Raw genomic sequence first — 12,688 nt, 5'->3', positions numbered from 1 at the left:
GGACCGAGCAAGCCGACGAGGAGCCAGTGATGACCGAACCGCTGATGGTGCACGACATCCCCACCGACGACCTGACCAGGCAGACCGATCTGTTCCTGCGGGCCTTCAACTCCTGGGACCACGACACGATCGAGCGCATGTACAGCCCCGACGCGGTGTCGGTGTGGAAGCCGGGCGAGGAACCGGTCGGCGGCGACGCCAGGAGAGCCAACGTCGCCGAGTTCCTCTCCTGGCGGGTGCCGATGCGGGCCCGCACCAAGGGGATCTACGTCAACGGCGACACGGCCCTGCTCATCGTCGACTGGGAGATCAGGGGCACCTCGGTCACCGGTGAGCGGATCGACCTGGGCGGGACCGGCACGGACGTGCTGCGCCGGGGCAGGGACGGCCGCTGGCGCTACATCATCGACAACGCCTACGGCGGCGCGGACGACTGAGCCCCGCGGCCGGGCGGGAGCACCGGGAAGGGGCGGGACGGCGCACGGCCGTCCCGCCCCTTCCGCGTGCGCTCAGTACCGCTTGCCCTCCGGCAGCGCGTACCGGTTGAACATCAGGTCCCGCAGCACGTCGTCGCCGCCCTCGACGATCGAGATGTAGCGCATGTCCCGCACCAGCTTCCCGATCAGCGACTCGCCGGTGTAGCCCAGCGCCCCGAACATCTCCGACCCGGTCGTCGCGATCGACCAGCCCATCTGCCCGGTGAACATCTTCGTCTCCAGCGCCGACTTCAACGTCCCGTGCCGCAGGAAGTCCGCGCCCGGCGCGCCGCCCAGCATGATCGAGTCGAAGTCGCGGCCCGCGGCCCTGCACTGGTTGAGCATCACGCCGATGCCCATCTCCGCCTGCCCGATCTTCGCCCCGAACACCGCGTTGGACAGCAGCGTCGAGCCCCGCAGCGGCTTCTGCCTGGCGTACTCGATCGACAGGTCCCTGATCCGCCTGGCCACCCCGATCGCGGTGGAGGCGATCAGGACCCGGCTGGCGTTGAGCCCCACCTCCAGCACCCGCAGCCCCGGCCCGGACAGCGCGTTCGACGCGGGCACCCGCACGCCCCGCAACGACACCTGGTAGGTGCCGGAGGCCCGCACGCCCACCACGTCCCACCGCTTGACCACGTGCACGCCCGGCGCGTCCCTCGGCACCACGATCGCGGCGTGCCCCGACGGGTTGTCCGGCGACTTCGCCACCACCACGAGGAAGTCCGCGAAGTCCGCGTTGGTCGCGAACCACTTCTCCCCGTCGAGCACCAGCTCGGCGCCCTCGCGCCGCGCCTCGGTGGCGGTGCGCCCCAGCTCGCTCCCGGCCGCCTGCTCGCTGCCCAGCGTCGCCGCGAACCCGCCGGACTCCGCCAGCGGTCGCAGGTGCCGCTGCTTGAGCTCGTCCGACCCGTACAGCCACACCATGTTCGTGGCCATGATCGAGATCAGCAGGGTGAACGCCACCCCGGCGTCGCCGTACGACAGCTCCGACACCAGGTCGACGCTCTGCTCCAGCGTCAGCCCGAGCCCGCCCAGCTCCGGGCTCAGCCACCAGTTCGACAGCCCGGTCTTGGCGAACCCCTGGTACAGCGGCAGCGGCATGTCACCCAGCACGTCCAGCTCCGGGCGCTCGCCCAGCAGCTCGTCGCGCACGAACTCCCGGACCCGCTCCCGCGCCTCGGCGAACTCCACGGCCGTGGTCACACCAGCCTCCTCGCCGGGTCGCCGAGCACCGCCATGACGTCGCGCAGACCGTTCTCCAGCCGCGCGATCTCCTCGTCGGACACGTGCAGCGAGGGCTCGAACCGCAGCGTGCTCGTCGCGCTCGCCGTGGGGAACAGCCGGATCGCGTGCTCGCGCAGCAGGTAGCCCGCGACCGCGTAGCCGAGCATCCCGGCCGCCGCCTGCCCGGCCACCGCCGCGTTCGCGCTGCCGGACTGGTCGCGCAGCTCCAACCCGAGCATCAGGCCCCGGCCGCGCACCTCCAGCACCAGGTCGGGGTGGTCGGCCCTGATCGACTCCAGCACCCCGGCCAGCCGCCGCCCGCGCTCGGCGGCCACCCGGTAGGCCCGCCCGCCGTCGGCCTCCATCAGCGCGAGCGCCCGCAGCGCCACCGTGCAGGAGAAGCTGTCCTTGGCGAAGGTCGAGCTGTGCACCAGCTCGAAGTCGCCCCGGTAGTGCTTGCCGCGCACCAGCATCACCGCGGCCTTGGCGATCCCGCCGCCCAGGCTCTTGGACAGCGCGTAGTAGTCGCCGCGCAGCCCGATCTGCGAGCTGGCGAAGAACGCCCCGCACCGGCCCATGCCGCTCTGCACCTCGTCCACGACCACCGGCACGCCCGCCTCCTCGCAGGCGGCACCGATCTCCTTGGCGAACTCGGCCTCCACCTCGCGGATGCCGCCCTCGCCCTGCACCGGCTCCAGCAGGAACGCGGTCACCACCGGCAGCTCCCGGTCGGTCAGGCGCACCACGCCGTCGACGACCACCGGCTCCCGCAGCCACACCCGCTCCGGCTCCAGCACCTCCCGCACTGACTCCGGCCGGTTCAGCGCCACGAACCGGGTCGGCCTGGCCAGCGCCGAGAACGGCTCGCGGTAACCGGGGTTGTGGGTCAGCTGGGTGCTGCCGACGAGCTTGCCGTGGAACCCGCCCTCCAGCGCCAGGAACACCGGGCGCCGCGACGCCGCCTCCCCGGCGAGCGCGACCAGCCGGTCGGCCAGCGCGCCGAAGTCCCCGGAGGCCACGCCGAACTCGCGGTACGCCTCCTCGTCGACCAGCGCCCCGCCGTCCACCGCGGCCCTGGCCGCCGCCACCGCCGACCCCACCGCCTCCACGACCGCGCGCACCCGGTGCCCCCGGTCCAGCTCGGCGTGCTTCACGGCGGCCTCCACGGCCTCCGCGCCGGAGTTCGCGAACACCGCGTAGTACGGCTCGGAAACCCCGAACTCGCGGTGCAGAACCGCGTTCAGCTCGTTCGCCAGCCGGTTCGCGTAGGGGTGCCGGGAGAACTGGGCGTGGATGGGCGTGCCGTCCGCGAGCAGTTCGCGCGCCAGTTCCACCAGTTCCGGGTTGTTGTGCCCGAGCAGCACCGAGCCGTAGCCGCCCGCGAAATCCAGGACGGGCTTCTCCGAGCCGTCGGACTGCTTGGCGAACAACGTGTTCCCGCTCGACCGGACGTATTCGACGTCCAATCCGTAATCGCTCAGCCAACCGAGCATCGTCGGCTCGGCCAATTCCACTTCCGCAGTGCCCATCGCCCCGTCCCTCGCTACTTTTCCAGCGCGCAGCACGAGCAGGTCAGCGCCCGTTCGAGGCGATGCTAACGAGCGCAGAAGAATCGGCCGGGCACGACGCGGTAATGGTCCGCGCGTGTCCGGCCGATGAGCCGCCGATTACCCGGCGGTGGAAGCGCTCAGCTCGTGCGCAGCTGGGCCGAGGTGTCGGTGAGCATCCGGCGGTCCAGGCACAGCAGCATCCGGATGTGCTCGCGGCGGGCGTCCAGCTCGTTGCCGTTGCGCGGGGTCGTCGCCCCCTGCTCCCCCTCGGTGTCGGAGCTGGTCAGCAGCAGCTCCAGCAGCCGGTCTATGGCCTCGTCCGACAGCGGGTCCAGGGTGAACGTGGTGGCGTGCCGCAGCCCGCCGCCCCAGTCCGGCCGCCGCTCCACCAGGTCAGGCCGCGCCGCGGTGATCACCAGCAGCGGCACCTGCCCGAACGAGTCGACCAGGCCCTCCACGAACGACAGCAGCTCCTCGCCCGCGCAGTGCAGGTCGTCCACCACCATGACCATGCCCCGGTCGCGCGCCACCGCCCCGATCAGCTCCCGCCACGGCCCGTCCAGCTCCCCGCACGGCCCCACACCCCGCGCCACCAGCGGCAGCAGCGCGTCGAACACCTCGTTCGCCCGCCCCGGCGGCAGGTGCCGCCGCACCGCGGCGCCCAGCTTCTCCCGCACCGACGCCACGTCGTCGCGGTGCTGGATCCCGCAGCACGAGGCCAGGATCTCCGCCCGCACCCCCCGCACCGCCTCCTGCTCGGACCAGCAGGCGTGGGCGAGCACGAACTGCCCCGTCGACGGGTGCCCGACCATCCGCCGCTGGAACTCCACCAGGAACCGCGTCTTGCCCACCCCGGCCTCGCCGAGCACCGTGACCAGGTACGGGGAGGTCCGGTGCCGGGTGCGGTTCATCAGCCCGCGCAGCAGCTCCAGCTCCGGCTCCCGGTCCACCACCGGCACGCTCTGGTGCGGGAACGCCTCCGGCCGCACCCCCTCGACCTGCCACAACCGCACCGGCGTCACCACCTGGTGGCACAGCACGGTGAACTCGGTCTCCCGGCGGGTGGTCTCGGACACCCAGGTCTCGCCGACCGGCACGCCCAGCAGCACCGACTGGCACTCCTCCACCGGCGGCCCGTTCACGCTCAGCTGCGCGCCCTGCTCGGTGCTCTGGTAGCGCACCAGCGCCTCCCCGGTGGTCACCGCCGAGCGCACCACCACCCGCGCGCCCGCCACCGACTGGAGCTCGGGGGCCAGGCAGTCCCGGATCGCCAGCGCCGCCCGCACGGCCCGCTCGGCGTTGTTGTCCATCCGGCGCGGCACGTCGAACAGCGCCATCGTCACCGACCCGATGCAGGCGGCCACCACGCCGCCGAAGTACTCGACGCCCTCCCGGATGGTGGCGGCGATGCCGTCGAGCACGTCGAACCGGTTGGCGTCGTCGTCGAGCTCGATCGTGCTGTGCACCATGAGCACGCTGACGTGCCGGTGCTGCGCGGGCACCACCGACGGCCGGAACCGCTCGTCGTCCGGCGGCGGCCCGTCGACCCCGCCCACCTCGACGGGGGCGGCCTCGACCGCCCTCGCGCGCCCGTCCCCGTGCTCGTCCCCGTCCTGGCCGCCGTCCGGCGCCGGTCGCGCGGGCGCCTCGGGCGTGGCCAGCGCGGTCGCCGCCCCGGAGAGCGCGACCGCGCCCGGCACGACCAGGTGCGGCCCCGCCAGGGGCGCCACCGGGCGGCCCGAGCCGGGCAGCACCACCGCCCGCGCGCCCCGCTCGGCCTCCGCCGACCGCCCGACCTGCGCCGGGATCGTGGTGAGCGCCCCCGCCGGGGGGTAGGTGAGGGTCTGGTCGTGGGTGAGGATCGCGTGCTGGAGCGACTTCAGCTCGCGGCACGGCTCCAGCCCCAGCTCCTCCACCAGCGCGCCCCTGACCCGGCTGAACACGGTCAGCGCGTCGGCCTGGCGCCCGCACCGGTACAGGGCCAGCATCAGCTGCCCGCAGGCCCGCTCGCGCACCGGGTTGGCCTCCACCGTGCGCTCCAGCTCGCCCAGCACCGCGTGGTGCCGCCCGCAGGACAGCTCGGCCTCGAAGTAGTCCTCCAGCACGTCCAGCCGCAGGTTCTGCAGCACGCTCAGCTCCGACCAGGCCAGCCCGGTCTCCACCAGGTCGGCCAGCGCGGGCCCGCGCCACAGGCCCAGCGCCCGGTTCAGCACCCGGCTGGCGTCCTCGAACTCGCGCGCGGCGAGCTTGGTCTGCCCCTCCTCGGCCAGCTGGTGGAAGCTGTGCAGGTCGACCCTGGACGGGTCGACGCTGAGCATGTAGCCGGGGGTCTGGGTGACCAGGGTCGCCGACTCCGGCGAGCGCCCCGACGACGACAGGGCGCCGCGCAGTCCCCACACCGCGTTCTGCAGTATCTTCCGCGAGGACGCGGGGGCCTCGGTGGTCCACAGGGCCCCGAGCAGCTGGCTGGTGGCCACCACCCGGTTCAGGTGCAGCAGCAGGAAGCCCAGCGTCGCCCGCTGCCGGGTGCCGCCCAGGCCCACCGCGCGGTCGCCGTCGAGGACCTCCAGCGGCCCTAACATCCTAAAGAACATCTCGGTATTCCCCCAGGTCCGGTTCTGCTCTTGTCCGCCGCTGCGCCGTCCACGCGCGGACGTCCCGTGACGCCGCTGGCGGCGGTGCGTTCCAGGGGCGGTGGTCGCTCGATTGAATCGGTTGATACCGCTATTGCTGAAGGTAATGGTCCGGCTCGCTCGGGTGGTCGGCCGAAATTTTTACCTGCCCGTTCCGTTTCCGATATCGGGAGGGTCACGGGGGTGGGTGCGGAGGTATTTATCGGTCCTCTTGAGCCTACCCAAGGGGCTCTCGGGAAGGCGAGGAGTCAAATGATCTTTCGGGTTGGGCGGGGGAGGTTCCCGTACCGTTTGCCGTACTACGCGATTCTCCGCCGGTAGGGCTTCCAAGTGCGTAAACATCGCATATGGGTGGTGACCCGGCGTGTCCGGACAACTGGGCCAACCGGGGTTCGCCGAGGTTGCGGCATGTGCGGGTATCCGCATCGGAGTGGCTGCGCCCCTACCTTTTGCAGTACCGCGGGTGCCGCCGAAAGGTGGATTTGACGCAGCTCTCGACCAGGGTTGTCGTGGGATTTTCCCAGTAAGCCAGAATCGGGGTTCTGCTACTTGTCGTGATCGCTTGTGGCCGCATTTTTCGCGAATTCGGGTCACCCGTTCACCCGGTTCTCCGCCGCGCCGCTCCCGCTCCGGTGGCGTCGAGCCCGTCCGGCTGCGACCAACGGGTGAGGCGCCTGGGCCCCGACGCGCCAGCGCCCCGCCCCCGGCATCGCGGGGGCGGGGCGCTGGTCGGTCGTGCTCGTGGCGCGTCTAGCCGAAGTTCACGTCACTGCACCACATGTAGGCCTGGTCCAGGTGCGAGGCCTGCCAGATCGTGAACACCACGTGGTGCCCCCGGTAGCTGCCGTTGGTCTGGACGTTGAACGAGATGTCCGTGGCGGGCGCGTACTTCCCGGTCTGCGCGACGAGGTCGAGGTTGCCCCAGCCCAGGCGCTGCGTGGCCGGGTCGAACCCGTTCTTGCTCACGTAGACCTTGAAGTAGTCCGCGCCGTGGCTGGCCTGGTCGTGCAGCCGCATCGTGAAGCTGCTGCCCACGCTGGTGGTCCGCCACTTGCCCGGCGTGTTCAGGGAGTTGTTGCGCGCCAGGGCGTTGCTGCACAGCTGCCCGTCCGGGGTGGCGGCCTGGAAGTTGCCCTTCAGGCCGTCCCGGAGCGCGCTCATCCAGTTCCACATGGTGTCGGCGTTGGCCTGGTACGCCTGGTAGCACATGGGGTCCTGCTGCTGCATGGCCGGGTTCGTGTGCTGCGAACCCCAGTCCTGCCAGCACTGGTAGGCGCGGGTGGCCGGGCCGACGATCGTGCCGTGCGCGGACGCCGAGGGCGTGGCGACGAAGACGCAGGCGAGAACGCTGACGACGACCGCGATCAAGCCACGCCGTCTGGCCGCGGACCCCGAGGTGGTTCGCATGCGCATGGTTGATCCTCCATTCTCCGTAGGTGTGGCGGCGGCGAATGTTGGGAGCGCTCCCAGCGGGTACGGACGAGCCTATCCGTCACAGAGCGAAACTTCAACGAAACACTGAGTGATCAAGTTGCTTTCTTTCCGCGTCCCAGGTGGCGGGGGTGCGTCGGAAGATCCACTACAGTCCACCGGGCACCTCTCGGCTCGGCGAACCAGGAACCCTGCCATGGCCCGTTCCGCCCTCCACCGCCTGCTCGCGCGCCACGCCCCGCACGCGCCCGCCCGCAGGGGCCTGGTGGACGACGCGGAGGTCACCGCCCGCCCCCTCCTGGACGACGTCCTGCGCACCGCCGTCGAGGCGGCCGAGGACGGCTCGTGGCGCCCGGCGTCCCGCCTGCTCGCCACCACCGGCTGGAACTGGGAGCGCCGCTGGGAGGCGGTGCAGGCGCTCGCCGCGCACGCCGACGAGGCCGACGGCGACTGGATGCAGGATTGGCTGCTGGAGCAGCCGCACTCCCCGGACGCGATCACCGCCCACACCGGCTGGCTGATCGCCCACGCCGAGGTCCTGCGCCGCGACCGCGCGGTCCCGGTGGCCACCAGGCTCCGGGGGTTCCGCCGCGCGCTGGTGGCCGCAGGCGACCGGGCCGGTGACGCCGCCCGGCTGGCCCCCGACGACCCGACGCCGTGGGCGCAGCAGCTCGCCGTGGTCCACGGCCTGCGCCTGCCGGAGGAGAGGTTCGCCCGCGTCTGGAAAGAGCTCCTGGACCGCGACCCGCTGCACCGCGCGGGCCACGCGCTGGCGCTGCGCTACCGCTGGGACTCGCACCTGACCGGCCGGGCGCCGGGCGCCCGCGCCCCCGAGCCCGCGCCGGACGCCGCGCTCTACCCCGCCGACTCCTACCCGGAGGCGCTCGACTTCGCCGACCAGGCCGCCGACTCCTCCCCGTCGCTGTCCTGGCTGCGCCTGCTGGTGGCCGCCCAGGCGGGCCACTGGGACGAGCCCGCGGTGGCCGCGTCGATCTCCGCCACCACCGGCTGGTTGCGCGACGGCGGCGGCGACGCGCCGGACGCCCGCCACCACCGGGCCGCGCTGGCGCTGGCGCTGGTGCGCACCGGCGGGCACGCCGACGCCGTCGAGCAGTTCCGCGCGCTGGGCAGGCGGGCGGACTCCCCGGTGTGGGACCACGTCGGGCCGACCAGGCGCTCGGCGTTCCTGGGCACCCGCGCCGAGGCCTGCCGCAACAGCCCGCGCGGCTGAACCCCTCTGCTCCCGCGGTGCAGCAGGCACTACCGCGATCCGGCCCGCCTGCGGGATCGAACCGACCGGCCGCGCGCGGCACGCTGTGCGGTGTCGAACAAGCCGATCGAGAGGGGAAACCCCTTGTCCCGCAACCGAATCCTGCTCGGCGCGCTGGTCGCGACGACCGCGCTCGCCGCAGGCGCCACCCCCGTCGCGCTCGCCGACCAGGAGGCCCGCGAGAGCGACCGCGCCGTCCGCCAGGGCCTGGAGCGGCTGGTCACCGCGCACGGCTTCCCGTCCGCGATGGCCTCGGTCCGCGAGCGCGACGGCCGCACCCGCTTCCTCGCGCCCCGCGCGGGGGAGCGCGTCCCGGTCGACGGCCAGGTCCGGATCGGCAGCGCCAGCAAGATGTTCGTCAGCGCCGTGATCATGCAGCTGGTCGCCGAGGGCGAGGTGGACCTCGACGCCCCGGTGGAGACCTACCTGCCCGGACTGGTCAGGGGCGAGGGCTTCGACGGCCGCGGGATCGCCGTCCACCAGCTCCTCCAGCACACCAGCGGCATCCCGGAGCACACCGACGTCGTCGCCGACGACGTCCTCGCGATCCGGCACACCTACTACGAGCCGCACGAGCTGCTCGACGTCGCGCTCGCGCGCCCGCGAACCGCGCCGCAGAACGAGAAGGCCCACTACAGCAACACGAACTACGTCCTCGCCGGCCTGCTCGTGCAGCGCGTGACCGGGCGCCCGCTGGGGGAGGAGATCACCCGCCGCGTCATCGAGCCGCTGGGCCTGCGCGAGACCTGCTGGCCCGGCGTCGGCGAGGAGCGCATCCGGGAGGCGCACCCGCGCGGGTACGTGGTGGAGGACGGCGCGCGCACCGACATCAGCGACCTCGACCCGTCGTGGGCCTGGTCGGCGGGCAACCTCGTGGCGTCCCCCAGCGACCTCAACGAGTTCCTGGCCGCGCTCGTCGGCGGGCGGCTGGTCGCCCCCGAGCAGCTCGCCAGGATGCAGCGCACCGTCGAGGCCGACAGGTTCCCGTCGACCTGGCACTGCGGGCTGGGCCTGATGAAGATCGACCTGAGCTGCGGCGGCCACGCCTGGGGCCACGGCGGCGACATCGACGGCTACGAGACCCGCGACGCGGTCACCGAGGACGGCCGCGCGGCGACCGTGGTGGTGACCGCGCTGCCGGACGGCGACGCGCAGGTCGAGGCGGTCAACAACGTGCTGGATCCGGATGTGCTTGTGCACGGCCCCCTCCGTGACCACCAGCCGCTCCGCGAGCGCGCCGTTGCCCAGGCCCTCCGCCATCAGCGCGAGCACGTCCCCCTCGCGCGGGCTCAGCCGCTCCAGCCGCCGGTCCGCCCGCGACCGCGTCACCAGCTGCGCCACCACCTCCGGGTCGATGGCCGTCCCGCCGCCCGCGACCCGGCGCAGCGCCACCATGAACTCCTCCACCCGCCCCACCCGCTCCTTGAGCAGGTACCCCAGCCGCGCCCCGCCCTGCGCCAGCAGGTCGTCCGCGAACGCGCGCTCCACGTACGCCGACAGCACCAGCACCGCCAGCCCCGGCCTGCGCCTCCTGGCCTCCACGGCCGCCCGCACGCCCTCGTCGGTGTGCGTGGGCGGCATCCGGACGTCCACGATCGCCACGTCCGGCAGGTGCCCGTCCACCGCCGCCAGGAACGGCTCGGGGCGGTCGGCGGTGGCCACCGCGTCCAGGCCCTCGGCGCGCAGCAGCAGCGCCAGGCCCTCGCGCAGCAGCGAGTCGTCCTCGGCGATCACGATCCGCACGGCAGGCTCACCCCCACCGCCGTCGGCCCGCCCACCGGGCTGCTGACCAGCAGCACCCCGTCGTGCGCCTCGACCCGCCGCCGGATGCCGTCCAACCCCGAGCCGCCCCGCGCGTCCGCGCCGCCGCGCCCGTCGTCGCTGATCGTCACCCGCAACCGCCCCTCCCGCTGCTCGATCCGCACCTCGGCCCGCCGCGCGCCGCTGTGCCTGGCGATGTTCGTCAACGCCTCCGCCACCACGGAGCACGCCGTCGCCTCGACGGACGCCGCGCCGCGCGCCGGGACGTCCGACACGACCGCGCAGGGCACCGGGCAGTTCGCCGCCAGCGCCGCGACCGCGTCGTCCAGCGTCCGGTCGTCCAGCACCGGCGGCAGGATGGCCCGCACCACCGCCCGCAGTTCGGCAAGCGCTTGCTCAGCGGCCTCCTGCGCCCGGTCGAGCACCGCGTCGGCCGCCGCCGGATCGCGGTGCACCACCCGCCTCGCCGCGCCCACCAGCAGGTTCACCGCCACCAGGTGGTTCTGCGCCCCGTCGTGCAGCGACCGCTCGATCCGCCGCAGCTCCACGGCGTGCGCGTCCAGCGCCGCCGCGCGCGTGGCGGTCAGCCGGATCACCCGCAGCGCCAGGTCCGCGCCCGGCGCCGGACCGAGCAGCGCCCGCCCCACCGCCGCGTGCGCCCTGGCCAGCACCGGCGGCGCGATCAGCGCCAGCACCGCCCACCCCAGCCCGATCCCGGACACCAGCAGCGCCTCCCGACCGTCGTGCGCCGCCGGGAAGCCGATCGCCGCGGTGATCTCACCGGGCGGCAGCGCGTCCCAGTACAGCGGGAACGCCAGGTCGTGCACCGCGTTGAGCGGCAGCGCCACCCCGCCGACCGCCAGCGCCAGCCCGCAGGTCCCGTGCCACGCCGCCCACCCCAGCTCGCGCGCGGTCGCCCGCACGGACGGCGCCACCCCGCCCGGCAGCGGCTCGGCCTCCACGACCGCGGCCCCCGCGCGCGACAACCGCCCCCGCTCCCGGTCCGCGACCGCCCGCACGGCCCGCGAGACGTGCGGCACCAGCGGGATCCCCAGCCCCACCAGGCACAGCACCGCCACCACGAGCGCGAGCACCAGCACCCCGAGGGCGGGGACGGCCGTGCCCAGCGCGCCCAGCAGCGACCGGAGCCCGTCGACCGGGGCGCGCGGCAGACCGCGCCCCGGTCCCGAGCGGGACCGGGGCGCGGCGGCGCGGTCGATCACGCGCACAGCGCCGCGTCCAGCGCGGACTCCATGTGCCGCACGTCCTCCAGGTCCCTGGGCAGCCCGGTGACCGCGACGGTCGCGGCCTTCCCGCGCGTGGTCACCGCGTTGTAGACCGCGTACCCCGGCGTCAGCCCGCCGTGCGTCCACGCCTCGCCGCCGCAGCTCAGCGCCAGCGTCCCGAGCCCGAGCCCGTAGCGCGCCCTCCCGGTGAGGTCGAATCCCGGCGCGTCCACGGTGGTGCGCATCTGCGTCAGCTGCTCGGGCGCCAGCAGCTCACCGCCGAGCAGCCCGGTCATGAACCGGTTCAGGTCGGTCGGCGTGCCCACCAGCGCCCCGGCGGACCACGCGGCCGAGGTGTCCAGCTCGCTCACGTCCTGCCACGCGTCCCCGCGCTTGAGCGCCAGGTGCCCGCGCGGGTGCGCGCCCCGGATGCGCTGCTCGCCCACGGCGGGCCAGTAGGTGTCCCGCAGCCCCAGCTTCTCGATCACCCGCTTGGTGATCTCCTCGCCGATCGGCCGCCCGGTCACCCGCTGCGCCAGCAGCCCGGCCAGCACGTAGTTGGTGTTGGCGTACCCCCACTGCCCGCGCTCGGTCCCGGACGGCTCGGCCAGCCCGGCGTCCACCAGCTCGCGCGGCTCGAAGTGCCGGTGCAGCGCGCCGAACAGGTCCCCGAGCAGCGCCTGGTCGTAGTCGCCGAGCCCGCTGGTCTGCTGGAGCAGGTCCCGCACGGTGATCCCGCGCCCGTCCAACCCGATGCCCGGCAGGCGCCGGTCGACCTGGTCGTCCAGCCCGAGCCTGCCCTCGCCCACCAGTTGCAGCACCACCACGGCGGTGAACGTCTTGGTGTTGCTGCCGAGGCGCACCTGCCCGTTCCGCGGCACCCGCCCCACCGAGGACGCGGTGTGGTGCCTGGTCCGCCCGCCCGGCTCGCGGACGGCGGCGAGCGCCGACGGGAACCCGTCCTCCCGCACGAGCACGTCAAGCCCGCGCTGCACGGCGTTCCCGCGCTCCGCGTCGGCGCTCGCCTGCGGCACGCCCACCAGAGCCCCGGCGCACACCGCCGCCAGCACGGCCGCGACCACCCTCCGCACCCGCATCGTCGTCTCCTCCACAT

8 protein-coding genes and 2 pseudogenes are annotated in these 12,688 nt (G+C 73.8%); 3 read left to right on the top strand and 7 right to left on the bottom strand.

Annotated features, from left to right (window positions below):
* Positions 1-29 precede the first annotated feature (29 nt).
* Positions 30-437, top strand: coding sequence for a YybH family protein (locus CNX65_RS23385; protein WP_096495687.1), 408 nt, complete (start codon positions 30-32; stop codon positions 435-437).
* A 72-nt stretch (positions 438-509) separates the two neighbouring features.
* On the opposite strand, the gene CNX65_RS23380 is transcribed toward CNX65_RS23385, so the two are convergent.
* The 4 genes from CNX65_RS23380 to CNX65_RS23365 form a co-directional block, all read right to left on the bottom strand.
* Entirely contained in the window at positions 510-1,682 is a 1,173-nt protein-coding gene (locus tag CNX65_RS23380; RefSeq protein ID WP_096495686.1) for an acyl-CoA dehydrogenase family protein, read from the bottom strand.
* A complete protein-coding gene (locus CNX65_RS23375; RefSeq protein ID WP_096495685.1) occupies positions 1,679-3,232 on the bottom strand; it encodes an aspartate aminotransferase family protein in 1,554 nt (517 codons plus the stop codon). Before CNX65_RS23375 ends, CNX65_RS23380 begins: the two co-directional genes overlap by 4 nt.
* Positions 3,233-3,390: 158 nt before the next feature.
* Positions 3,391-5,835 (bottom strand): BTAD domain-containing putative transcriptional regulator, encoded by a 2,445-nt coding sequence (locus CNX65_RS23370; protein ID WP_177154327.1) that lies wholly within the window; start codon positions 5,833-5,835, stop codon positions 3,391-3,393.
* Between the two features lie 801 nt (positions 5,836-6,636).
* A complete protein-coding gene (locus CNX65_RS23365; protein WP_096495683.1) occupies positions 6,637-7,299 on the bottom strand; it encodes a lytic polysaccharide monooxygenase auxiliary activity family 9 protein in 663 nt (220 codons plus the stop codon).
* Positions 7,300-7,513: 214 nt separating this feature from the next.
* On the opposite strand from CNX65_RS23365, the gene CNX65_RS36375 reads away from it, so the two are divergent.
* Both CNX65_RS36375 and CNX65_RS23360 read left to right on the top strand, forming a co-directional pair.
* Positions 7,514-8,548 carry a hypothetical protein gene (locus CNX65_RS36375; RefSeq protein ID WP_177154268.1) on the top strand — a complete coding sequence of 345 codons (1,035 nt, stop codon included), beginning with the start codon at positions 7,514-7,516 and terminating at the stop codon, positions 8,546-8,548.
* Between the two features lie 285 nt (positions 8,549-8,833).
* Positions 8,834-9,679: pseudogene (locus CNX65_RS23360) on the top strand (serine hydrolase domain-containing protein); the annotation flags it as partial.
* Positions 9,680-9,724: 45 nt separating this feature from the next.
* Here CNX65_RS23360 and CNX65_RS23355 read toward each other — a convergent pair.
* From CNX65_RS23355 to CNX65_RS23345, 3 genes and pseudogenes are all read right to left on the bottom strand, one after another.
* Positions 9,725-10,330: pseudogene (locus CNX65_RS23355) on the bottom strand (response regulator); the annotation flags it as partial.
* Complete coding sequence (locus tag CNX65_RS23350) at positions 10,318-11,577, bottom strand: sensor histidine kinase (RefSeq protein ID WP_096495682.1); 1,260 nt, start codon at positions 11,575-11,577, stop codon at positions 10,318-10,320. The gene CNX65_RS23350 and the pseudogene CNX65_RS23355, both read right to left, overlap by 13 nt.
* On the bottom strand, positions 11,568-12,671 hold the full coding sequence (locus tag CNX65_RS23345; protein WP_096497953.1) for a serine hydrolase domain-containing protein: 1,104 nt from the start codon (positions 12,669-12,671) through the stop codon (positions 11,568-11,570). The genes CNX65_RS23350 and CNX65_RS23345 overlap by 10 nt, the downstream gene beginning before the upstream one ends.
* Between the last annotated feature and the right edge of the window lie 17 nt (positions 12,672-12,688).

Source organism: Actinosynnema pretiosum, assembly GCF_002354875.1.
In the GTDB taxonomy this organism is placed as follows: domain Bacteria; phylum Actinomycetota; class Actinomycetes; order Mycobacteriales; family Pseudonocardiaceae; genus Actinosynnema; species Actinosynnema auranticum.
Note: the sequence above shows the minus strand (reverse complement) of the source record. Positions and strands in the feature narration are given on the sequence as shown.

Coding starts and splice junctions, on each gene's coding strand:
- CNX65_RS23345 (WP_096497953.1), bottom strand. CDS start 12,671: ATGCGGGTGCGGAGGGTGGTCGCGGCCGTGCTGGCGGCGGTGTGCGCC.
- CNX65_RS23385 (WP_096495687.1), top strand. CDS start 30: ATGACCGAACCGCTGATGGTGCACGACATCCCCACCGACGACCTGACC.
- CNX65_RS23365 (WP_096495683.1), bottom strand. CDS start 7,299: ATGCGCATGCGAACCACCTCGGGGTCCGCGGCCAGACGGCGTGGCTTG.
- CNX65_RS36375 (WP_177154268.1), top strand. CDS start 7,514: ATGGCCCGTTCCGCCCTCCACCGCCTGCTCGCGCGCCACGCCCCGCAC.
- CNX65_RS23375 (WP_096495685.1), bottom strand. CDS start 3,232: ATGGGCACTGCGGAAGTGGAATTGGCCGAGCCGACGATGCTCGGTTGG.
- CNX65_RS23370 (WP_177154327.1), bottom strand. CDS start 5,835: ATGTTAGGGCCGCTGGAGGTCCTCGACGGCGACCGCGCGGTGGGCCTG.